We start from the raw sequence: 21,989 nt of genomic DNA on the forward strand, positions 1-21,989 counted from the left end.
TGTTGATGCTGTTCTCGTTGTTGACGGTCCCGGGGTGCTCGAGCCGCGGAGTTGGCCATTGGACCATCTCAGCCTCTGGCCACCGTTGCGCCTGCAGGATGAGGAGGGAGGCCTGCTGTGCCGTCCGATTGGTCAGCGGACCGGCTTCAGAGCAACACCCGATGAGGGTTTCAGCCCCAGGGCTTGGGCGAGGCCTCGACGGGTGGTGACGCCTAGTTTGGTGTAGGCGTGGTGCAAATGGTTGTCAACAGTGCGCACTGACAGGTGCAGGGCTTCGGCGATGTCCTTGCTGGTGGTGCCATGAGCGGCAAGCCGGGCGACCTCCTGCTCACGGGCAGTAAGAGCGAGTGTGGCTTCACTGATGGCTATCAAGGGCGTGCGGGCACCTTGGCAGCGGGAGGCATACGCCTGCGCGCACTGTATTGCTGCCGTGGCGCGGCGAGTTTTGCCGACTCGCCTCAATGCAGCGGCGGCCGCACTGGCGGCCTCGGCAGCGAGGAGATCGGCACCGACGGCGGTTAGTTCCTCCGCTACAGCCAAGCACTGGTCGGGGTCGTCCGCGGCCAATGCCGTTGCCAGGTGAGCGTAGGCGGCGGACAGCGCACCGTCGAAGGTGCGGGTGAGCTCGGCCAGTCTCTTGGCGACATCCTTGGCACCCCCGAGTCGAGCGATGTCGGTCAGGAGAAGAGCTTCGGAGGCGACGTGGCCGTTGCGTTTGGCTTCCTCTGCTGCTTCTGCCAACACAGTGCGGGCTTTACGCAGATTGCCGCGGGCGACGTGCAGCCATGCCTCGCCCAGGCGGTCCTCGCCGTTGTGGAAGCCCATGCTGGGGTAGGAGGCGGCTTCGTTTACGAAGGCCTCCGCCTCGTCCACTCTGCCCAGCACAGCCGCAGTAGCAGCGAGTCCTGCAAGTGCAGGCCGCAGCCCACGGTAGTTGCGGCAGGCGCGAGACAACGCGGCTGCCTCGGCGAACCAATGGCGTGCGTCCTCTGGGTGGCCGGCCAGCCATTCTGTATGGGCCTGATAGAAAGCAAGCCAAATGCCGACGAGGGGGCTGTGCACCTCGTCGAGCTCCTGCCGGGCGCGCCCTCCGATTTCACGTGCTTCATCCAGACGCCCTGCCTTGGCAAGCGCCAATACGAGGGGTATCAACTGTGCGACCGGGCGCAACAGTGTCTGGTCACTGATTCGGGAATGCCGTGCGTACGCCTCTTCGGCCTCCCTCACCGCGTCACTGGTGCGCCCGATGAGAGCCAGCGCCGTGGGCTTGACTGCGGCCCCCATCACCCAGATGTTGGGACTCGGAAATGTCAGCGGGTCGTCCCCGAGATCCTGCAGCAGCGTCAATCCACGCTCTGGATGGCCGGCGAATATCCTCATGAAGCCTTCGTTCACCCGAAGGCATGCCTGCTCTGAAGGACCGGAGAGCTCCGCAGCGGCTTCTTCGTTGACCGCGAAGGCCTCGGCGGTACGGTCTTTCGCCCAGAAGAGACTTGTGGTCCGGGCAAAGACTGCACTCAGCTTCTCGGAGTCATTGCTCGCCAGCTTGTGAGCGCCGATCAGCGCTTCATCGGCTGCCGAAGCGTGACCCAGCTCGAAGAGCGAGTTGCCGAGCAGCAGCAGACTCATAAATATGTGTTGATCGGCGGGTATGGCACGCAGCAGAGTGACAGCCTGCTGAAAATCAAGTGAATGGGAGGCGAGGGCGGCAGCCTGGATGAGCTGCATCGGGTCAGCTGTCCCGGTGGCAGTGAGCCGCCAGCTTGCGATGTGCAGTTGATCGTCCCTCCGTCTGGCCCCGTGGGACTCGATGCGGTGGACAAGTTCGAGCAGGAGGCCACGACGGCGGATGCTGGGAATCTTGGACCGCAGCACTTCCCCGTACAGGGGATGCGCGAGGGAGATGGTGGTGCGGCGCCGCTCCTGCAGGGTGTGCGTCAGTCCGGCCGCCTCGGTCTCCGCGAGAACGCCCCTCGGCGCCAATGCTTCGGCATCGGCCAGAGACATCGACTCACACAGGGCGAGCATCTCCAGCACCGGCCGGGCCCGCGCATCCGCCGATGCCAGGTGGGCGCCGATCAATTCGGTCAGCCGGGGAGTCCCCAACGGCTGATCCTCGGACAGTTCCCAAATCTGTCCGTCGTTGGTCAGCGTCCCGGACGACAATGCACCTTCAACTAGCTCCCGAAGGTAGAGCATGTTCCCGCCCGATGTGGTGTATAGCGTATGCACGGTGCGTTTCCCCACCGTGCCGCCAAGAGCGCTCCGGAGCGCCACGGCGACCTGCTCACGGTCGAGCTCGCTCAGGTCCACCCGGTAGATGGCGTCTCCGCCACAAAGGGCCTGCACTGCCTCACTCATCGGCTCCCCGTTACGCACCGTGCCGATCAGCCGCATCACTCCCACGTCCAGCAGTTGCCGCAGCAGTACTGCCGAGGTGGCGTCCAGGAGATGCAGGTCGTCGACCAGTACCGCCCATCGGCTGCGCTGCGTGCCAGACAGCACTCGAGCCACATCGGCGAAGCCTTTGACCGGATTGGAAAGATCCACACCGTCCGGGATCAAATGGGCGACAGCACCCAAGGGTATCGCGGCAGCGGCTGCCGATGCGGTTACCCGAGCGATCTTCCAGCCGTCCTGCTTCGCCCAGGAGAGGAACTCATCTGCCAGCCGGGACTTGCCGGCTCCACCAACCCCGAAGATCACCGTTCCCTCGGCTCGCCTGGCCGCCCATGCCTGTTGAAAGCCCTTGAGCTCGGTCTCTCGGCCGACCAATGGCCACTGCGCGGTCCTGGTTTGCGTGTTCACGACGACTTCCTCTCGGCGTGCCCGGTTGCCTGAGGAGAATGGCCCGAAACTGCACGCTTAACACTGCTCTGCTCAAGACAGCGCGCCAGAGTGGGTGTACAGAGAATGCCCGCACACGTCACAGTCGGCGCCTGTGTGTGATCTGGTCCCGTCCGCTGTTCACAGTCCTCCCACCGGCTGAGGCGCGCATCGTTCGGCGGCTGCCGGTGTGAAGCCATGGCAGCCAAGGGCAACGTAGGGATCAGCAGAGTGTCGGGGGATGAGCAGTCGTTACCTAGTTGACCGATAGTCTTGGGGCCCCCGAATGTCGAGTGCCTGGATGAGCGGGACCGGACCCGCCGGATGGGGCCCGCCCGAGACACCGAGATGCAGCAAGCGTCGACCTATACCGGCACGGACTGCGTCCGGCCGGTGCCCTGCAGTACGACGTGGAGTGCACTTGGCCCTCGAAGACGAGCCAGGTCCACTGGCCGCCGCGAGTCTTCCGCGCAGGGCCACGCCTCCTTGGCCTACCCGGCCACCGCCTCATCCCGCTCGATCGCGTGTTGGGCCAGTACCTGGCAGGACCAGCCGTTGCGTACCAGGAGCTTGCGCACGCTCTGGAGGTGCAGGTCAGGTGGAAGCGCCGGTCGAACACCGCCTTCACGCAGCTCAGGGTCCAGCGCTGGTCTTTCCTGCCGTGAGCGGCCGGCTCCTTGGCCGCCTCCGCCTCCAGCTGGGCGAACTGCTTCTGCCTCAACCTCGGCAGCGACGCCGGCCCCTGCGACCGCAGGGCCCGCGGACCGCCCTGGTCCCACATCTGCCGCCATCGCTGCACCGGGCGGACTCTGACCCGCAGGTCTTTGGCGATCACTGAGCCGTTTTCATCCTGTCTCTGTGGGGTGAAATAGCAGGTCAGTAGGGGTGCGCAACGAGTCGGGGCTCCTGGTCGTTGTGGTGGTGTTCTCTACGCACCACGCATCGTCCGAGGAGCCTCGCCTGGTCCCGTCCCGTGCCACGGCCGACGTCCCGCATGAGCTGGCCGAGCACGTTTCCTGGCTCATCTGCGCGCGAAGGTGTGAACGCCGTTCGCGGTGGCGGAAGCCGGGGTGTTTCCAGCAGGCCCTGCTCGCGCTGGTGCACCTGCACAGGAACGGGACGCTGCCCGCCCTGGCAGCCGGCTTCGGTATCCCGGCAGCCACTGCCTGGCGCTACGCCGACGAGACCCCCGGCATTCTCGCGGCATGGGCGCCGGGCCTGCACGAGTCCCTGACCGGCCTGGGCGAGGGCGACTTCGTCATCGCCGACGGCGCCCTGATTCCCATTGCCCGCATCGCCGCCGACGAGCCCTGCTGCTCGACGAAGCACCGCAAGCACGGCTCGAACGTGCTGGTCATCGCCCGGCCCGACGGCACACCACTCTGGTTCTCCCGCGCGGCACCCGGCCGCACCCACGACCCGACCGCAGCCCGCGCCCACGGCATCGCCCAAGCCTGCCTCACCAGGCAGATCTCTGCCCTCGCAGACCGCGCCTGCCAGGGCGCCGGCGCCACCGTCCGCACCCCGTACTACCACCACCGCGAACAGCCCGAGCACTACCAGCAGTTCAACCGCGACCAGGCCAGACTGAGAGCCCCTGGCGAACGCGCCTTCGCGCAGCTGAAGTCCTGGCGAATCCTCCGACGAGCCAGGTGCTCCACCCGCCGCATCAGCACCATCGTTCAGGCCGTCCACACGCTGCTGACCTGTGGCTATTCAGGATGAAAAACGGCTCACTGAGACCGCCTCTCCCTGAGTGAGCTTCTTCAGCGGTCACTCCAGAGGATGAGTGGCTGGCTGAGGTTGACTGCCCTCTGAGCTGCGGCAGCGCAAAGCTCTCGTGGGCCCAATTGTCACCCGATCGGTGGCCACTCTGAAGAAGCTCAGTGAACCTCTCAGCCGCCCTGAGCCGTAGCGTAGTCACTTCCCGGATACCGCAGCTGACGACCGGCCGGCAGCTCTACGACTCCACGAGTTCAACCTCAGTAACTCATGACACTCCCGGTATCTCCGGTGCTTCAGGTACGAGTCAGAGCCGGGGGATTTGATCCCTCCATCGGGATTGGATAACCAGCCCGGATAGCTCAAGCCGAAATGCCTGCGCCTACTCTCATTTGAACCAGAATCTGACTTTGATCCCCGTGGTTCCCTGGATCACCGAATGGGATCTGCTATCGGCGATGTCCAATCTGTGAAGGTAGAAGCCTTCCCGCCGACTCGCCCTCAGTACACAAGCTTTCTCCGAGTTGGATTTCTATTGATCTTCGCCTTGATCCCATTTGAATGTCCTGATAGAGGCAAAAATCGCCATGCAGGCAACGCTGACGACGACCAGGACTGAAAGCCATGCAGGGTGAGACGACTTACTCTCAGATATCTGTGTCATCATCAGGTCTGCGTAGAATGTAGTGGGCAAGAAGCTCAAAACATTCGCAAGGGCTGATGGCATCAGCCAGAGCGGAAATGCCAAACCACTCAGGAAGAGAGACGCGAGCTGCAGTAGGTTGCCGACATTTGCCGCGGCGTTCGCGGACTTCAAGCGACCGCCGATAAGATAGCCGATGGATCCGAACATGGCCATGCCGAGCAACGTGATACCAAACATTACCGGCACTGCAGAGATGGCTACCGCCCCGATAGCGACTGCCACGGTCAGAAGTAGCACCGATTGGAAAGCCACCATCACTACTCGTATCGCCATATGGGTCATGATAAGTCGAGTTCGGCCAAGCGGAGTTGTCCCGAGGAGTTTCAGCGTTCCTTTGGTTCGCATCTCTGTCAGCGGCCCCGCGGTAACGGTCAGGGCGCTACTCGTAACCGCCAGGAATAGTGACATGGGAATGACTGTAGCCGTGAAGTCCGGAACGCTGGGACCCTTCGGGAGAAGTGCATTTATACCCAAGAATATGCCGAGCATTCCGAACGGGAAGACCAGAGCGAAGTAGAAGTATTTGCTGTCCCGGACCAGTTCGCGGGCGTGAAGTAGCGTCATCTCTCGAGTCGCGGTTGATATCACAGTTTCGCCTTCCTGGTGCGCTCGGCGGACTCTGTGTGGTCAGCCTCGGCAAATGCTCTGCCAGTGAGTTTACGAAAGACCGCATCCAGGCTGGCTTCTCGGATTTGAATCTTCCTCGCCGCCACGGGACCGGTGAGAATCCCCAGTACCGAGTCTGAATCCATGGTCCGGAGCCGTACTTGAATACCGGTGTCGGATTCGTGCGCCACTAGATGCGAAACCGCACTGTGATCTTTAAGGAATGTCAGATCAGTGTCCGGGGACACAGTAAAGTGCAACTCCTGCTCAGGAGCATGATTGCGCATGAGTGTATGAGGGTCACCGCACGCGACCACCCTGCCTTGGAAGAGGATGGCGACTCGATCGCACAACATCTCTGCCTCCTCCATCGAGTGAGTCGACAAAAGTGTGGTGCCACCGGAATCGGCATGCATGCGGATAGCATCCCAGAGTTCCTGCCTGGCGTTGGGGTCTAGCCCTGTTGAGGGTTCGTCAAGAACGAGAACCTTCGGTCGGGAAATTAACGCGGTTCCAACCAGGAGCCGCTGTCGCTGACCACCTGATAGCTTGGAAACCCGGACGTCCCTGGCGCCTTGTAGACCCATCCGCGAAATGACTGAATCGACGCTGTCTGGCTCCGGGTACAGTGATGCCCAAGTGCGTAGAAGCTCGGCTACAGTCTGGTTCTCGAATAGTGCTGCTTGCTGAGGTTGAATAGCAGCACAACTACGCAGCTTGTCCCGCTCTCTCGACGGATCAATTCCCAGGATGCGGACAGTTCCGCTGCTCGGTGCGCGGAGCCCCATCATGATTTCGATGCTTGTTGTTTTGCCTGCACCATTAGGTCCGAGGAGGCCAAAGATTTCCCCGGGGAGAACACCGAGATTGACATTATCGACGGCGGTGATGTCGCCCTGTGGCCCTCTGTAACATTTCGTCACATTGGTCATCAGGATTGCCGCTTGAGGCATCATCAGATGATCACTCATCGCTACCCGCCTTCCTTGAGTGCGTGGAGCCAAATTTGGGTTTTGCGTGCAGTCTCGCCGAGGTTAGTGCCTTCTTTGATCACTTTCGGTTCCTGGTTTCGTTATGGGGGCTAGGTGGGTATCTGGGACGAGGAAATAAGCCCCAACAGGCATTCTTCGGCGGGGAGGAAGCCCCAGCGGTTGAGGTCCATATGCATGTAATAGAGAAGCAGTTGGGATCGAGTGACTGGCAAGGCTGCAGCCTGACCGATATCCAGGACGTTACGGATGGTATCGACATGCTTCCGTAGCCCCGGCTGGTAATCGAGTTGGTTTTCGGTGCTCGACTCGATTTCAGACACTCGGCGGCGCAGCAGCGCTCTCAGATCTTCCCGCTCTGGAATGACCATCCGAAGCTGCCATCCCCAGTGCCGCCTGTGCTCTGCCCAGAATGCCTTCTGGTCATCGAGTGGCAGGGCCTCGCTGACAATTGACTGCATGTACTCGATGGCAAGAGCCGCACGGCCGAGGCGGTGATCCAATCCTGCTAGATCTTGCTCGGCGTACCAGGAGGTTGAGGCCGTGAATAGCTTCTCTGCAAGATGCACACCTCTCTCACCCCCGTACCTGGCGAGCTCGGGTGCGTACAGACGGGTCCGAACGAGACTGCTGCGGGGTACACCGGAAAAGGCGGCCCCGGGAACGAGCCGTTCACTGGGTGTGCCGGGTTTCAGGGTTCTGAGCAGGCCGGCGATCTCCTCAGTGCGACTGTACAAACGATCTGCCCCGTCTGCAGTGCACTGGACACGCATTCTTAGGTGATGACCCGAAGTGTCCCAGTAGCGAATGAAGAACCACTTCGCTGCTGACTCTTGGCGTGCTTGAACCTTGAGCCAGGGGATGAGGACACGGGTCGCCTCGTCCATCAGCTCTGCACGTCCGGGATAAGCGCAGACATACCACCAGTCCATCTCACACCTCCCGCGGCCAGAACAGCAGCGCAGCATGCTCAGTTACACGGCGCCGGCCGCCGAGGTCGGCCTGCGGCTGCAGGTGACGCTGGGGCAGAGCCTCGACCATGCGGACATGCCCGGTGCTGGAGCCAAGCCAGTGCAGGAGGACTTCAACGGACAGCGGCGAAGCCAGCGAAACCCACATGGGTTTGCGGTCGGCTCCGAGCGGTGATCCTGCGCCGGTCAACTGGTGTACGAAGAGTTCTTCCGGCATGTTGTTGGCCCGGCGGAACTCGTCCAGCCGCATGGCAAATTCGGCCTCGCGGTGTCGGCTGGGTTCAGGCCGAGGAATCCTAGTGACAGGCACGACCCACGAAGCGCGCCTGGTGACGAGCCGACCACTGGAGATCCTAGGAAGCGCTTTGACGTCCTCAGAGCAGTGCTCATACAAACTGTGGCTCATGGTGTAGTCGGAGTGCGGTGATCCGTTGATCCAGGGGTCCGCCAGGACTGCCAGCAGTCGTACATACGACTGCAGCATGTGCGGTGGTATCAGTCCCAGGTACACAAGGCCAATGGGCGCTCCGTGCACGTCGTACAGCGACACGGTGTCGGTGGCAGGATCATGCTTCAGGACAAGGTCGTCTAGCGAGGTGCCGTTCTCAGCCTCGATCTCACCTGGAATCATCAGCGATGGCAGCAGCCCTGAGCACTGGGCCTGGGCCGTGTTGCAATCAGTCCAGACAACTAGCTCCAGACACTGCAGGCCGTTCCAACTGCGTTCGACATGGCCGGTGAGCTCAGCCCGGAATTCCTCTCCCAGCAGTGCGCTGAACCTGGTGAAGAGCCCGCCGCTGCCTGGATTGAACTGATTAACGACTATTCGGTGACTTCCTGGTTCTTCGGAGAGCTCCTCAACCTGAAATAGAACGCTCGTGCCAGGAGGTGCGCTCGTAGGTCCGACCGGGAGTCGGGAACGATGGTTTGTCTCCTTCCCTCTGGTCGAGGCGTCCGATGCCAGGGCGGCTTCGAACTGCGGATTCGAATCACGGTCCACAGTGAGTCGCATGAGGAAGCCCAGCACGTCGCGGCAAGTACCTCCCGGACCGAATTCATCCCGGAAGCGGTCGACGATAAGATCGTAGACATGGGACCGGAAGACGTAGGGCCGCACCTGTTCCCCGAGACTTTCGAGACCGGCGTGGACTTCAGTTGAGTCGCAAGGGTTAGGGAGGAGGAGCTCGGTCTCCCTGTCTTCATACAGAAGGGCTGTGTCCAGCTCACGCTGCCCCCCGGCGCGCGCTCCCCAGTCGGCTGTGAGCCGCCGAATCCGCTCGACTGCATCGATCCGGGACTGAACGTCCATGTGGTGAGCAGTTGCGCCCGTACGGCGTACCTGCGACAGGACCTTAGCCAGTTCCGGCACGTATGCCGCAACGGTTTCGAGAGCGAGGAGAGGGTCCTGCCCCTGGCGCCAAGGCGCTATGGGGTAGATCACACCCGAGTCGAGGAGCCGGAGGAAGCGGGAGAAAGGCTGCTTGCCGCCCATCTTTCTGAGGAATTCGCTCAGTGTGAAGCGCTCGGGGAGTCGGCTGATCCATGTCAGAGCATGATCGGCTTCGACGACGCGTTCCTGGCGCCAGATGGCACCGGCCGCCGCGGTCAGCTCCGCCTGCAGCATGAGCCCGTTGGGCTCTTGAGGACCCCCGGGGCGTACCGGCGCTGTCCGGTACTCGATGAGGTCTGCAGTCTCCCTTGTGCGGGCGATGTATTCCAGCGCCACGTAGGCCGTGGCCGCGGAAACCCGGCTCTGGGCGCGGCCGAGCCCTTGGGCGCCGGCCTGCCCCACGGCGGTCAGTCCCGAAAACGGACTGGTCTTCGCTGACGTCCGAGACACATAGGAGTACAGCGTCCTGATACTTTTCGGAGACGCGGCACGATGCTTGCCGTGCCGCATCCAATCAGGGGCAGCCAGTGCCAGCGACTCAGCAAACCGATCTGACTCCATGAGGGCTCTGAATCGTTCGACCATTTCGGTGCGGTCAGCCTCCAGTTGGCGGCCGAGTGCCTCTCGCAGGTCCATCTGGTGTTGAGCCAGATCCATCCATGCCTCGACCTGGGCGAACTCCTGCGCCGTGGCCCGGGCTGCCAGTCGCTGGTGCGCTTGCGCGTTCCAGGGGAGGGGGGCAAGCCTGCCGACGGCTCGCTTGCCCGCAAGGACCTGACGGCGCAGCGGCACATCGTCGTCCAGGAGGGGGATAAGACCATAGAGAAAGTCGATGAGAGCTGGCGCCGCATTCCTGAGTTGCTCGTCGTGTTCGGCCAGTTCGGTAAGCAATCCTCGGGTGGACGAGCTGACGATGTCCAGCACATCTGCTGGAAGACCGGCGATCCTGGTCATGACCGGCGAGGAGACAATTGTCATTACATCACCGCCGTCGCTATTCCGCGAAGCATGCTGAAGGCTGCCCCGAGGACGTAGGCGCCCGATACGAGTCCGTATACGGTATAGGCAGCCTTGGCGCGCTTGCTCAGGTGTTCCAGGTGAGCCGGGAGTTCGGCCCGGCGCACGCGGCTCTTAAGTAGCGTAAAGGCCCGCCCGCGGGTGTCGACTGATCCGATGCTGGCCTCAATGGCCGAATAGCCGTCACTCGGGAACAGGGGGTTAAGGTTGATAACCAACCCGAACATCTGCATGGCCACCACATATGTCGCCACGTGCTGCACAAGCCCATCCGAATTGACGGCCACCAGACCTGCCACGCCCGTGATCCAGCCATCACTCATTATGCCCGCGAGTGCAAGTGCGACGCGACCCTTCCTGCCACGGACTCGGTAGGCGTCGGTGCGGTCCACGTAAGCAAGAGGCATAAAATAGAACAGCAGGGCCACGCCGAGTCCGCGAATCGGGACCTTGAGAACCTGTGCTACTAGAGCGTGCGCACTCTCGTGCACGAACATGATGGCTATCTGAATCACGCCAGCGCATGCAAATGCCAAGCCGACTTTTGGAGTAATCGGCGGAACGCTGGTGAAGAGGGCATGGAAAGCGAAGGCGAATCCGAGGATTGCACCAGCTGCGAACAATCCGCATATCAGCCCGAGGGGGCCGCTTCTTAGTGCACTCGCTATTGGTTCGAGTAGTTTTGGAAGAGATTTCGAGATGACGAAACGAGGCATCAGCATGTCGCCTCGGAAACGGCCGCCAGCCGCCTTCTTGGCGTCCTTCTTTGGAAGCTGAGATCCAACTAGCAGGCCACTTTCCTCGAGCGTAACAAGGAACGAACCTACCTGCTTGCCCACTTTTTCAGATCTGCTCGGATTGTGTCGGGAGAGGAACTCAATGAGCTCCTCAGTGGTACGAGTGCCATCCAGGAACGACAGTACCTTGACGGCGGCCGGCGTGATCCTGTGGTAATTTCCGGTGACCGGGTCAAAGATTAGTGGAATATCGTCCATTCCGCTAATAACTTGAAGTTCGGTTCGGATCTGAACTAGTGAGTCAGCCATTCGTCTACTACCTTCCGGATCGCTTGTTGCATGGGATCCTGAAATCTCTTCACATGTGGTACGGGCCCGGAGCCTCAGGCCTTTCGTCAGACTCCGGGCCCGACCTTCAAATCGGCAGATCTCAAAAGCGAACTAGAGGGAATTCAGGGGAGTCGATTCATGGAGTAGTGCTCGATCCCTGTATGCCGTGATTCCCCTTTTGGGCGGCGGGAAAGTATTCCCAGGCGCCTAGCTTGATTCGAGCCCCCTGCTATCACCGTGGGACTAGATCGCCACCACCGCTGAGGGTGGATGCCGTGCTCACAGACGAGGCCGATGTGAGAGGGCATGAGGCAGTTGTGGCACTACCATAGGTTGCAAAGCAGTCGGAGGGAGCATTTCCTTCGGGAAGTGCTTCGATCCCGAGGTCGCTTTCCACTGCGTAGAGGTCGAACTCGTTTCCCATAACTACCTACCTTTGAGTAAGGGTTCCGGGGGCTACGCCACCCTCGTACGTCGATGCGCTCATTACGCTTGCGGCGGTTCCTGCCGGGCAGGAAGCCGTTGAGAGGGTGGAAGCGCTCAACCAGCAGTCGAGAGCATTGCCCTGGGGGAGCTCTTCGAATCCGACGTCCCCCTCCACAGAGTAGAGATCAAATTGATTCTCAGGCATGTGGAATTCTCTCTTTCGTCTTACGAGCGGCATATATCCATCCGCTCATGAGGGGGTTAGGTGGTTAGGCCGCCGGCGGGGGGGCAGACCGAAGCTGCGGTGGAGACTGATCCTGCGGAACTGACAGGGCAGCTGGCCGTGCTCGCGGTGCCGGTGGAGCTATAAGTGCAGAGGGCCGTGCCTTCCGGGACCGTCTCCAGCGACAGTCCGTCATCCGGTAGATCCACAGAGTGCAGATCGATTTGAGTGTTCATTGATCCTCGCTTTGATGAATTAATGACTGATTGGTGCTAATTGGCGGAGAGCGCCGGGGCGGGTGCAAAGTCGCTCGTGTAGCAGCCCCACGTCGAGAACGATCCAGCCGACGTTGCAGGGCACGAGGCCGAGCTAACGCTGGTAGTGGTGGAAACGGACGCCGATGGGGCGCTGCTCTCGGCGAGAGACTCCAGCTCCAGTCCCTCCTCGAACGCGTAAAGGTCAATCTCTGGTTCGCGCATTGTCATTCCCTTCTGGGAATCGTTGGGATTCATTTCTCTTGAATGGACTCGCCAGTATGAGCTGAGTCCACTTCATCCCCGGCGTATGGTGGGACACCCAACGCCAGAGCGAAGATCGGGTGACGACTTGCACCGTCGTTGCATAGCGGCTCACGGATTGATGCCTGGATAAGGCCTGCAAAGACGCCACCTGCAAGACCATGAGAAACGGCCTCAAGCCACATCGAATATGCTGCTGCCGAGGCACGGCCAAGAAGTAGTCGGTATCCATGCGGGCCATGCGCCTCAAGAGCACCATCCAGGTCCGCCGCAATTGAGATGATGACGGCGGAGTCACAGAACTCTCGCTGGATCGTCATGTCGTAGAGCGTCTCAGGGTCGGGAAGCGGTGCCACCGGTGTGTACGAGAACGTCTGGGAAGAAAAGGAAAACATCCCCTGTGGTAGGCCGCCGACCCGCATAGCAACCACATCGGCTTGGAGGGAAGTATGGGTCTGTTCGTCCGGCCAGGTTCCGCAATCATCCTCGAACCCGCGGCCGATGATCCTGCTGACAAGCCCAGCCGGAACCGGGTCCGGGGCGAACGTCCTGACCGACCTCCGGGCACACAGTGTGGTGAGCAGATCTGCCTGTTTCCAGTCCCCCGGCCTGAATTGCATCGCTGGTCCGAGCGGATGCGGCCGACGCGGCGACCTCTCAGTCACAGGGGATGCCGGGGGTGGCGAGCGGAAAGCACGAATGAACTCTGCCGCGAGCCCAGTTGCATCATTCATCTTGGCACTCCGAGGTCTATGACGGCAGTGATCGGGTAATGGTCGGCATCAACTCCGGCAGCAGCGGCGAGAGCATCGTCGTCCCAGCGAGTTCGCGGCGAGAATTCAAGACGCAGTGCACGCGCTGCGACGCGAGCAGCAGCCTGGGCGCATCCGCTGTCCAGGAGAATGATCCGCAGAGCGAAGGCCGAGTACTTGGATGCCACCTTGCCGTAGTCACCTGTCAGAACCAGGGTGAGTGGTGCACCATGCGGGTCCTCCTCCACCGAGGGTGAGAGGCTGGCGAGCCGGTGTTCGGCAGGAATATAGGCATACACGCCAGAATCAAGGCCTGGTACATCCCGCACTATGCAGAACACGCCTGCTGAGCCGAGATTGCCTCCGGTTGCGGTCCACCGTAGGACTTTGCCGGCTTCCTCTCCCTGGATGCCAGCGGTGACTTTGAGCAGCAGGGAGAGCTCTTCTGTACCCAGTGCCGCTGTGGGCTGCTTCCGCGCCAGGTGCTCGAAAGGCGGCTCTGGAAGACTGACAACCCGTGCGACCGGCCAGGCTTTCGAGACATGCTGCAGGGCCAGATTTGATGGCCGGTAGTGCATCTGGTGTGCTTTGGGATCTGCATACTGCTTGGGCGGTATGGCTACATGCGCCTCGAATCTGGCGGCCAGGGACGCCTGCTCCGCGAGCGGCCCGTCGACGACAGAGCAGTTCGGGCACCCTGAGCGTGTCGCTGACGAGAGGTCAGCGATACGGAGAGTCTCAAGATCCACACGACGCCACCGAAGCGGTAGGGTCGTCGGGGTGGAGCGGGAGACCAAGGCGAACAGCTCTCTGGCGAAGAGAGCTGCGGCGAGCGCATGGTCCCCGTCGGTCGCCACACGTTCGTCGCTCTTGTCCTCGGTGACCAGGCAACTGAAGCAAGGGGTGACGCCAGCTTGCACGTAAGGCCCGAAATCAGCGAGGCGCCCGTCGATCCGCAGCCTGATCAGGGGCAGCCGATGCGTCCAACAGTGCTGCACCAACTCCGCGGATGGACTGCCCGCACACACGGCCAGCGTCGTTCCAGGCTGCGGTAGCTCTCGATCAGAGACTACGACCGGAAGCGCCCTGGCAAGCTCGGACTGGACCAGGCCTGCCAGCGTACGGTCTCCGAAGACCTCGACCTGCGCTCCGTGAAGGCGCGCTGCAGCCTGCTCCCAAGTCGGGTTGGCCCCAGTGGAGTCGCCCATCCGGGAAAGAAAGTCAGCCAGTGCATCATGTACTTCGGCCAACGACTCGGCGGGCGGTCCCTCCTCAATGACTCCGCACGTCCAGAGCAGGGAAAGCACCTTGAAGATCACGTCGTCGGACTGGCCCAACTCACGGGCGAGTGAAGGGTGATCACGTGTGCCGTCGAGCTGCGCGAGCAGGCTGGGAAGCAGATCGGTTGCCGTGCGGCCCCGCAAGAGCTGCTTCTTGGGGCCGCCCTCAATTACGATCTGGTCTTCCTCAGCGGTGATGACTAGACCTCTGCGTACACGTGGCTTCAGGGGAATCCTCAGTTGAGGATCTGTCCTTGCCGCGGCCCCGATGACGTCGGCTGTCATTGCCGCTTTGTCATTCATTTCCTTCTCCCCTCTTCGCCAGCTCAAGCTCGTTCCATATTTCGCCGCCTGCAAGACTAGGAGGGCTGCACCTTGAACATCGGTGCGCTCGGGCTACAGATGCTCTGCTTGTGATCCCGTTGATTTGGTCGAACCGCCGTACCGTGCCGCCGAGGCCCTTTGAGTTTCCGCTGAAGGCCTCGTTGATTGCTTGGCGTGCGAACGCAACGGCGATGCCTACATGATGATCGGGATAGCCCGTCGGGTGAGTCGCACCGTCCGGTTTGATTTCGCGTCTGGCCGCCGCGTGCTGATTCCTGCGACGGACGAAGCACTGGTAGCAGGCGGTGCGGCCGGGATCAACCAGTGGTCCACACTGGATTTCCGTGGGGCTGCTCCAGACAGGAAGCCACGGAATGCGCCGGACGAAAGACACTTGGTCGATGCTGTCGGCCAGAGCAGAGCGCTCGTGCGAGGCTGCCAGCACGATCATGTCTGCGTATGGCCAGAAGCTGGGATGTGTGGCAGGCTCAACATCCTGGACCACGGCGTGATATTGATCCTCCAGGCGGCTGGCTACATCCTTACCGAAAGCGCCGGCCGTGAGCACGAGAAGACGAGGGCCTTCAGAGATAGACTTCATGAGATCCTGTCTTCACGCGAAGGGCTGAGGGTTGGGATTGATGTGTTCCTCGTCATGTACGCTGTGCCCCATGGCCTCGGGAGCCTGGTAGAGGCGACGGTGACCGAGGTACCGCGCTCGATGGGCAAAGGACAGCGGCATGAGCTGCGGCACCATGACCTTGACGACGCTGGCGCCGACTTGCCTGGCCTCATCAGTGGTGAGGTCTGCTACCAACACTTCACACCCTGCTCTGGCCATGCGCTCCAGCAACCAGGGCAGGGGACTTGACAAAGCGTCGGGAACTGGAAGATCGGACAGCTTTCGGACCGGGCGGTCTCCCTCCAGCAGGAAGTCAAACAGGTGTCGCTGCGCGACCGGCCCTGCCAGCAGTGCGCCGCCTACCACGCTCTGCGTATCCTGTGGGTCCACATCCGGTGCTCTGCCTGCCATGGATCGCAGAGCGATGCGAAGCGATGCTGTCTCACGGTAGAGTTTGGCAACGCCCTTGGCCGGGTCGAGATCGCAGGTAGCAGCGACGACCTGCGCCAATACGGGATCATGGTCCGCTAGCTGCAGGCCATAGATGACGGGGACGCCGAGGTCGGTGGTGGCATCGAACAACAGTGTTCGCAGGTTGCGAGATGTGCCGCGTTCAACGTAAGCGCGGTACTCAGCAGGCAGCTCCTCCAGCTCGAACTCAAGCCGCGGGAGGCGTAGCCGCTGGAGCCATGTCAGTGAAATAGAGTCACGCTCGATGACCTCCAGCAGCCCGTTGACGACTGCGCTGACGGGGTCACCATGTGCTGCGCACCCAGTTGAGACGGGGTGGACGAAACGCTCGGCTGTGGACTCAGGCATGCAGCGCAGGTACACCTGCACGGCCGGGATGTACACTGCGCGCCCGCGTGTCAGGGACCACCCCTTCACCCACCGAAGGGGAATACGCGGATCCGGCGGGAGTAGACCGCAGTTGGGGTGAGTGAACTCTCGCTCCGAACACTGAGGCCAGTCCCACGGCGGGATCGCATCATCACCCAGCTCGGCAGCGGTAGCCCAGATCATGTCTGCCGGATCCCATGCGCAAGACGAGTAACGCTCGAGCGACTCGGCGACCGCAAGGTGCGAGGCGAGCTCATAGTCCAGGGCGCCGCCGGCGCCATCAAAATTCCCCGAAGCGGGATCGTGCGACCAACTGCTCTGGGCGGTTAGTACCTCGCCAGGGTTCCCCAGGGATCCCGACACGATCTGGTACTCCGGCTCTCCCTCCGTCGCCTTCAGCCAGGACAGCCTGGAGACCAAGCCGAATGGGGAGACCAGGTCCATCATGGATTTGAGCGATGCGGGGATTGTTGATGCTTGTACTGGTTCGTTGAGCGTCGTCATGCCGCGTGCTCCTGTTGTCGCTATGTCCCAGGGTGGGATGACTCACGCGCCCAGAGGCGTGCTCGCAATGCGATCGTGCAGGGTGTGGCCAAGCAATCGGGTGAGCAGGTCATGCTCATCTTGAGTGCAGGCGTGTGTTTACCCAGCTCAACGGCCTCTTCGGGCAACTCCTCCGGGGGAAGGAAGGGCGGGTCGCTGGCCGTTCAGCCTGCGGATCGAAGCCGAAAGCGTCAAGATCTCCACCTGAACCGTTCCGGGTTGGGTAGAGACTTCAGACGTTGGTTGTGACCTGGGGTTTCGTGGTCGCTCGGTAGTGGCTGACTTCGTAGTCGGCGGCGGGACGTGGCCTGTCTCAACGTGGAGTCGCCGGTGTTGTACCAGTGGATGTACTCGACGGTGGCGAGCTCGACCTGGGATGGTGCCTTCCAGGGCCGCTGAGGCTTGATCAATTCGGTCTTGAACAGGTGATCATGCTCTCCATCAGGGCATGAACCTCTCGGATGACGTAGCGGATGATCTCCCGTTTTGTTTTGGCTTCGGTGGTGTGACGCGCGAGGTAGTCGATCGCGGCTGATGGATTGCATCCGGACGATGAAGCCTCCCCCTTGATCGTGGACACCTGGAGACTGGGACGTGAGGTCCAGAGGGAGTGGTGACAGGTGGGAAGTAAGGGCTCGCAGAGGATCAACATGCTGACTTGATCTTCGTGGGGCTGCTGCTGGTGATGAACGCGGTGACGTCGGCGGGTATGCGGAACCTGGCTGTCGAGGGCGGACGGTGTGGCCGTGCTCGGCCAAGAGGGGCTGGACAATGGTGAGCTCGCCGGCGAGTCTGCGGGTCGACTTCGTCATCCATCGCAGCGGCGACATCGGATCCCCTCGCATATCGGGCTCGGCCAGCGCCAATAGTGCGGGCCGCAGCTCTGATCCACCTCGGCCGCCCGCTTGCGTTCGCCGCCACTGGGACGGCGGGCACGGCCCAGCCGTTCCGCCCCCGCCTCCAACTCGTCCACGCCTTTGCGTACGGTGGTCTCGATGACCTCGGCTTCCGGGCGACCGCCCGGATCCCGCCGTGGCCCAGGATCCTGGCCTCAGCCCCCATCAGCAGACGGCGCTGCCGCTCGTCCAGGTGCGGGAACAACACCGCGAACGTCAGGCCGAGTTGACCACGGACCTTGCCAGATATACGCACACGACACCAATGAGCTTCTTCAGCGGTCACTCCAGAGGATGAGTGGCTGGCTGAGGTTGACTGCCCTCTGAGCTGCGGCAGCGCAAAGCTCTCGTGGGCCCAATCGTCACCCGATCGGTGGCCACTCTGAAGAAGCTCAATGAGCTGAACTACGGGAGCAACACCTGGGCCTTGACCCTGAATCCTGGACACGGGTTATGCGGCTTGGGCCAGCGTAGTTGGCGTTGTTGTGGTTGCTGTCTCGTAGGCGGTGGGGCTGCGGTGTCCGAGGCGGGAGTGACGGCGGCGGGTGTTGTATCGGTGGAGCCGTCGAAAGGCATCGAGGCGGGCCTCGTGCTGGACCAGCTCTTGCGGCCTTGGAGCGTTTCGCGTTTGAAGGTCGTGTTGAAGGATTTGGCGAGCGCATTGTCCGCGCTGGTCCCGCTCGCGCCCATACTCTGGATCACCCCGCTGACCTGCAGGCTTCGGCGAATTCGGCTCTTGTATTGCGGCCGTGATCGGTGTGCATGATTGCGCCGGTGAGGCTGCCGCGCGTCCGCTGGGCGGCGGCGAGCGCGTCGGTGACGAGTTCGGTTCGCATATGACCGGCGATTGCCCAGCCGGTCAGGCGGCGTGAGGCGAGGTTGATGACGGTGGCGAGGCAGCAGAACTTCCCGCCGTCCAGGGGCAGGTAGGTGATGTCGCCGACGTACTTCGTGTTCACCTGCCGCGGTGAAGTCGCGGCCGATCACGTCGACGGCCTTCGCCGCGGCCCTGGGCCGGGATGTTGTTCCGGCAATGCGTTCGCCAGGCAGGACCCGACCCGTCGCGATTTGGAGCGCTTTCCCTGTGAAGATCGCCTAGAAGACTGATGAAGATGTTGGGTTCTCGCCCCGCCGTGTCAGCGGCGGGGCCAGACTAGTTGTTGTGGTTCAAGGGGAGTGGGTCGGGGAGACCGTCGGGCCTGATGTGTGGGCGACGTGCCGGGAGTTGATTCCGGCTGGGAGTGTGTGTTCGCGTTCCTGGCCGGGCATCGTGGCCGGCTGTTTCCCGCGGAGATGTTAAAGCGGACATGTATCCGTCGGTGAACGGGCGGCCGTCGATGCCGCCGCAGATCCTGGCCGCCGCGACTACGGTGCAGGCCTTGCATGGCCTGTCGGACTTCGAGACGGTCCAGGATTTACGCTGTGACCTGCGGTGGAAAGCCGCCTGCGGGCTCGGCCTGCACGACAATGGCGTTGGATCAGTCGCTGCTGGCGTACTTCCGTCGACGGCTGGCTCGTTCAACGCGCCCGAACCGGGTTTTCGAAGCGGTCCGCGAGGTCGTCAAGGCCACCGGGGTCCTGAGGGGCAGGCACCGGCGGGCGCTGGACTCCACCGTTTTGGACGATGCGGTCGCAACCCAGGAGACCGTCACTCAGATCATTGTCGCTGTCCGGGCGGTGATCCGGGAAGTCCCGGGAGCCGGCCCGGCCGCGGCCGGGCAGTGCACGGCCCGCGACTACACCGGTCCGGGCAAACCCCGAATCGCCTGGAACGACGCCCAGGCTCGCGCCGGGCTGGTCGACGCCCTCGTCACGGATGCACTGCGGCTGCTGGGGCACCTGCCGAGCAGCAGCTCGGCGAGAAGGCCGCGAACGCGGTGGTCATCCTGGCTCTGGTTGCCGGGCAGGATGTCGAACCGGCCGAGGACTCCGACGGCCGCGACGGGCGCTGGCGCATCACCCGGGGCACTGTCCCGGGCTGCATGCTCTCCACCGTCGATCCCGAAGCCCGCCACGTCCACAAGACCCGCTCCCACCAGCAGGACGGATACAAGGCTCACCTCGCCTCGAGCCCGAGACCGGCCTGTTCACCGCTGTCGCCCTCGCTCCCGAAGCCGGGCCGGAGCACCACGAAGCCGCTGTCGGCCTGGACCTGCTCGCCGAGGAGGACGAGCCGGTGCACGCCTTCGGCGACACCGCCCATTCCACCGGCGAAGCCCGCCAGGTGCTGGAACGGGCCGGACACCGGCTGTTCCTCAAACCCGCCCCGCTGCGGGCGGCCGTTCCCGGTGGCTTCACCCTCGACGACTTCGCCATCGTCACCACCGCGGCCACCGTGACCTGCCCCCAAGGACACACCGTCGCGCTGTCGGACCCCGGCGGACAGCACCACCAGCGCAAAGCAGCGTTCAAAGACCTGCGCACCAGATGCCCCCTGCGGGAAAAGTGCACCAAAGGCAGAGCGGGCTGGATCCTGACCATCTGCCCCCACCACGACCAGCAGGCGGCCGCCCGCCACCAGGCCGCCACCGACCCCGACTGGCAAGCCGACTACCGCCGCTGGCGCCCCCCGTCGAACGCGCCGTCGCCTGGATCGTCCGCCGAGGCAACCGCAGACTCCGATACATCGGCACCATCAAGAACGACCTGGCTCCGCACCCGAGCAGCCGCCCTCAATCTCCGCCGGCTGATCAACCTCGGACTCACCTACAACAACGACACCTGGCACCTCGCCCCAGCCGGCACATGACCACGCGAGGCTGCCCGGCCTCCGGCCGGACAGCCCCGCAACAAGATCTTCATCAGTCTTCTAGGGGCTGGCCAGCCGGGATGCGGCGATCACGTGCGGCGTATCCCCGGTGGTGGAGCCCGGTGGTTCTGTGAGTGTGGCGGCATGCCGACGGACCAGCTCAGTCGGCTATCAGGCCGGTACCTGTTCTTCACGGAGTGCGAAGAGATCGCGCTGCTCAATGCCCAGGGCGAAGGCGCGCGCGAGATTGCGCGTCGGCTGGGCAGAAACCCGTCGACCGCCTCACGGGAGCTGCGGCGCAACGTGACCACACGCGGCGGACAGCTCAACTGCCGGGCCTCAATCGCGCAGTGGAAGGCGGAGCTGATGGATGGTGTCCGAAGACGCCGAAGCTCGTAGCTGCGGTCCGCCAGTAGTGGAAGCTTGAGCGGGCGATTCCCGGGATGCGGCACAGCCGCTGGACGCCGTATCGGCGCCTGGTGGTCCTCGACGAACTGGCAGCGTTTGACCAGCACGTCTCCCTGAACCGCGAAACAATAGAACTACAGCTGTCGTGACAGAGTCCCCGGTCTTTGGCGTGATCGAATGGTCTCAACACGCCAAAGACCGGGGGTTCTGTTGCGTCACCGCCAACTCGACCAGAGCCTTTCACGCACAAGGGAGGATGAAAGAGGTCCCCTGCCGGAGGATTACTTCTATGCGGTGTCGAGTTCCTTTGGCAACTTTGATAGAATGACAGCACCAGACTTCGCTGAGCCGAGCGCGCAGCCGGACCTTCTTCACCAAAATATCTTCCTACCTGGGCAGGGTACATACCAGCTCGACGAGGCTATTCGCTGGCGAATCCCAATTACGAGGCGGTATTAGGGCTCAGGCTGGCACTCGAGAGTGTGCCGATGCATGCGACGGTTCCAGTCGAGCTGGTAGTCAGTGCGGTTAGAAAAGTGCTCGCCGGGGCGTTTCCATCTGGAAGTCCTTCCGTGGCGAGGTCTTCAACGACGTAAAGGTCAGTCTGTGAATCCTGCATAACATATTGATTTCTTCTGCCGAAGTGGTTTTCTTGGGTGCGTAGTCAGTCAAGGCTGCCCCGCAGTGAATGCTCGCATCCCTAGCCGAGCGAGTCTTGGGCATTGCTTACTCACCCCCAGACACACACAGGTCCGCCACGGTCGGCCCCGCGACCCGATCTCCACCGGCTACGCACTCGCAACGCTTGGCCCGCTCGCGCATCTCATGGTCCTGCAGGCTGCCCGCGCCTAGCTGAGCCACCACCAGCAGGCCGACGGCAGGGGCCGCCTGCCCGGCGGACACCGTCTCCCCATGCCGCTGGACCTGCCTTCGCTGGTTTCGGTCTACCGTTCCGGCACCCGATAGGGAGGCGCACGAGTGCCGAAGCATACGGAACCGGCCGCGCCACTCGGGCGCCCCACAGCTCAGCAGGTTGGGCCGAGTCCCTGTACCTCGTGCGGATCTTCGCTGGCCTACTCCTCGGAGCCGACCACCCAAAGCCCAAGGCCGTGAA

Annotated in this window: 19 protein-coding genes and 3 pseudogenes; 4 read left to right on the forward strand and 18 right to left on the reverse strand. The window is 62.5% G+C overall.

What is annotated here, in order from left to right; all coding sequences use genetic code 11:
- Nucleotides 1–132: 132 nt before the first annotated feature.
- A complete protein-coding gene (locus OG462_RS43545) occupies nucleotides 133–2,808 on the reverse strand; it encodes a LuxR C-terminal-related transcriptional regulator (protein WP_406053764.1) in 2,676 nt (891 codons plus the stop codon).
- 936 nt (nucleotides 2,809–3,744) lie between these two features.
- Here OG462_RS43545 and OG462_RS43550 point away from each other — a divergent pair.
- Nucleotides 3,745–4,551, forward strand: coding sequence for a transposase family protein (locus OG462_RS43550; protein WP_406066300.1), 807 nt, complete (start codon nucleotides 3,745–3,747; stop codon nucleotides 4,549–4,551).
- A gap of 529 nt (nucleotides 4,552–5,080) precedes the next feature.
- Here the strand turns inward: OG462_RS43550 and OG462_RS43555 are convergent.
- The 16 genes and pseudogenes from OG462_RS43555 to OG462_RS43630 form a co-directional block, all read right to left on the reverse strand.
- On the reverse strand, nucleotides 5,081–5,818 hold the full coding sequence (locus OG462_RS43555) for an ABC transporter permease (protein ID WP_406053762.1): 738 nt from the start codon (nucleotides 5,816–5,818) through the stop codon (nucleotides 5,081–5,083).
- A gap of 20 nt (nucleotides 5,819–5,838) precedes the next feature.
- A complete protein-coding gene (locus OG462_RS43560; RefSeq protein WP_406053760.1) occupies nucleotides 5,839–6,831 on the reverse strand; it encodes an ABC transporter ATP-binding protein in 993 nt (330 codons plus the stop codon).
- Between the two features lie 110 nt (nucleotides 6,832–6,941).
- On the reverse strand, nucleotides 6,942–7,781 hold the full coding sequence (locus tag OG462_RS43565) for a lantibiotic dehydratase C-terminal domain-containing protein (RefSeq protein WP_406053758.1): 840 nt from the start codon (nucleotides 7,779–7,781) through the stop codon (nucleotides 6,942–6,944).
- Nucleotide 7,782: 1 nt separating this feature from the next.
- On the reverse strand, nucleotides 7,783–10,164 hold the full coding sequence (locus OG462_RS43570) for a hypothetical protein (protein ID WP_406053756.1): 2,382 nt from the start codon (nucleotides 10,162–10,164) through the stop codon (nucleotides 7,783–7,785).
- Between the two features lie 23 nt (nucleotides 10,165–10,187).
- Nucleotides 10,188–11,222 carry a PqqD family peptide modification chaperone gene (locus OG462_RS43575; protein WP_406053754.1) on the reverse strand — a complete coding sequence of 345 codons (1,035 nt, stop codon included), beginning with the start codon at nucleotides 11,220–11,222 and terminating at the stop codon, nucleotides 10,188–10,190.
- A gap of 304 nt (nucleotides 11,223–11,526) precedes the next feature.
- On the reverse strand, nucleotides 11,527–11,718 hold the full coding sequence (locus tag OG462_RS43580; protein WP_406053753.1) for a thiocillin family RiPP: 192 nt from the start codon (nucleotides 11,716–11,718) through the stop codon (nucleotides 11,527–11,529).
- A gap of 6 nt (nucleotides 11,719–11,724) precedes the next feature.
- Complete coding sequence (locus OG462_RS43585) at nucleotides 11,725–11,958, reverse strand: thiocillin family RiPP (RefSeq protein WP_406066242.1); 234 nt, start codon at nucleotides 11,956–11,958, stop codon at nucleotides 11,725–11,727.
- Nucleotides 11,959–11,981: 23 nt separating this feature from the next.
- The gene (locus OG462_RS43590; protein ID WP_406053749.1) at nucleotides 11,982–12,179 is read right to left on the reverse strand and encodes a thiocillin family RiPP; all 198 of its coding nucleotides are present in this window, start codon (nucleotides 12,177–12,179) and stop codon (nucleotides 11,982–11,984) included.
- A gap of 36 nt (nucleotides 12,180–12,215) precedes the next feature.
- On the reverse strand, nucleotides 12,216–12,455 hold the full coding sequence (locus OG462_RS43595) for a thiocillin family RiPP (RefSeq protein ID WP_406066243.1): 240 nt from the start codon (nucleotides 12,453–12,455) through the stop codon (nucleotides 12,216–12,218).
- The gene (locus OG462_RS43600; protein ID WP_406066245.1) at nucleotides 12,452–13,195 is read right to left on the reverse strand and encodes a nitroreductase family protein; all 744 of its coding nucleotides are present in this window, start codon (nucleotides 13,193–13,195) and stop codon (nucleotides 12,452–12,454) included. The genes OG462_RS43595 and OG462_RS43600 overlap by 4 nt, the downstream gene beginning before the upstream one ends.
- Nucleotides 13,192–14,778 carry a hypothetical protein gene (locus OG462_RS43605; RefSeq protein WP_406053746.1) on the reverse strand — a complete coding sequence of 529 codons (1,587 nt, stop codon included), beginning with the start codon at nucleotides 14,776–14,778 and terminating at the stop codon, nucleotides 13,192–13,194. Before OG462_RS43605 ends, OG462_RS43600 begins: the two co-directional genes overlap by 4 nt.
- A gap of 10 nt (nucleotides 14,779–14,788) precedes the next feature.
- Complete coding sequence (locus tag OG462_RS43610) at nucleotides 14,789–15,418, reverse strand: TOMM precursor leader peptide-binding protein (protein ID WP_406053744.1); 630 nt, start codon at nucleotides 15,416–15,418, stop codon at nucleotides 14,789–14,791.
- A gap of 12 nt (nucleotides 15,419–15,430) precedes the next feature.
- On the reverse strand, nucleotides 15,431–16,783 hold the full coding sequence (locus OG462_RS43615) for a YcaO-like family protein (RefSeq protein WP_406053742.1): 1,353 nt from the start codon (nucleotides 16,781–16,783) through the stop codon (nucleotides 15,431–15,433).
- A 445-nt stretch (nucleotides 16,784–17,228) separates the two neighbouring features.
- Nucleotides 17,229–17,402: a hypothetical protein gene (locus tag OG462_RS43620; RefSeq protein WP_406066921.1), complete on the reverse strand. Its 174-nt coding sequence runs from the start codon at nucleotides 17,400–17,402 to the stop codon at nucleotides 17,229–17,231.
- Between the two features lie 193 nt (nucleotides 17,403–17,595).
- Nucleotides 17,596–17,884, reverse strand: a pseudogene (locus tag OG462_RS43625) (ISAzo13 family transposase); the annotation flags it as partial.
- A 532-nt stretch (nucleotides 17,885–18,416) separates the two neighbouring features.
- Nucleotides 18,417–18,677 carry a DDE-type integrase/transposase/recombinase gene (locus OG462_RS43630; protein WP_406053740.1) on the reverse strand — a complete coding sequence of 87 codons (261 nt, stop codon included), beginning with the start codon at nucleotides 18,675–18,677 and terminating at the stop codon, nucleotides 18,417–18,419.
- 378 nt (nucleotides 18,678–19,055) lie between these two features.
- Here OG462_RS43630 and OG462_RS43635 point away from each other — a divergent pair.
- Nucleotides 19,056–19,124, forward strand: a pseudogene (locus OG462_RS43635) (hypothetical protein); the annotation flags it as partial.
- 650 nt (nucleotides 19,125–19,774) lie between these two features.
- Here the strand turns inward: OG462_RS43635 and OG462_RS43640 are convergent.
- Nucleotides 19,775–19,963 (reverse strand): hypothetical protein, encoded by a 189-nt coding sequence (locus tag OG462_RS43640; protein WP_406066920.1) that lies wholly within the window; start codon nucleotides 19,961–19,963, stop codon nucleotides 19,775–19,777.
- Here OG462_RS43640 and OG462_RS43645 point away from each other — a divergent pair.
- Both OG462_RS43645 and OG462_RS43650 read left to right on the forward strand, forming a co-directional pair.
- Nucleotides 19,943–20,467, forward strand: a complete 525-nt coding sequence (locus tag OG462_RS43645; protein ID WP_406053738.1) for a transposase — start codon at nucleotides 19,943–19,945, stop codon at nucleotides 20,465–20,467. The two genes, OG462_RS43640 and OG462_RS43645, sit on opposite strands and share 21 nt — an antisense overlap.
- 114 nt (nucleotides 20,468–20,581) lie before the next feature.
- Nucleotides 20,582–20,836: pseudogene (locus OG462_RS43650) on the forward strand (helix-turn-helix domain-containing protein); the annotation flags it as partial.
- Nucleotides 20,837–21,989 lie beyond the last annotated feature (1,153 nt).

The organism is Streptomyces sp. NBC_01077, assembly GCF_045162855.1.
In the GTDB taxonomy this organism is placed as follows: domain Bacteria; phylum Actinomycetota; class Actinomycetes; order Streptomycetales; family Streptomycetaceae; genus Streptomyces.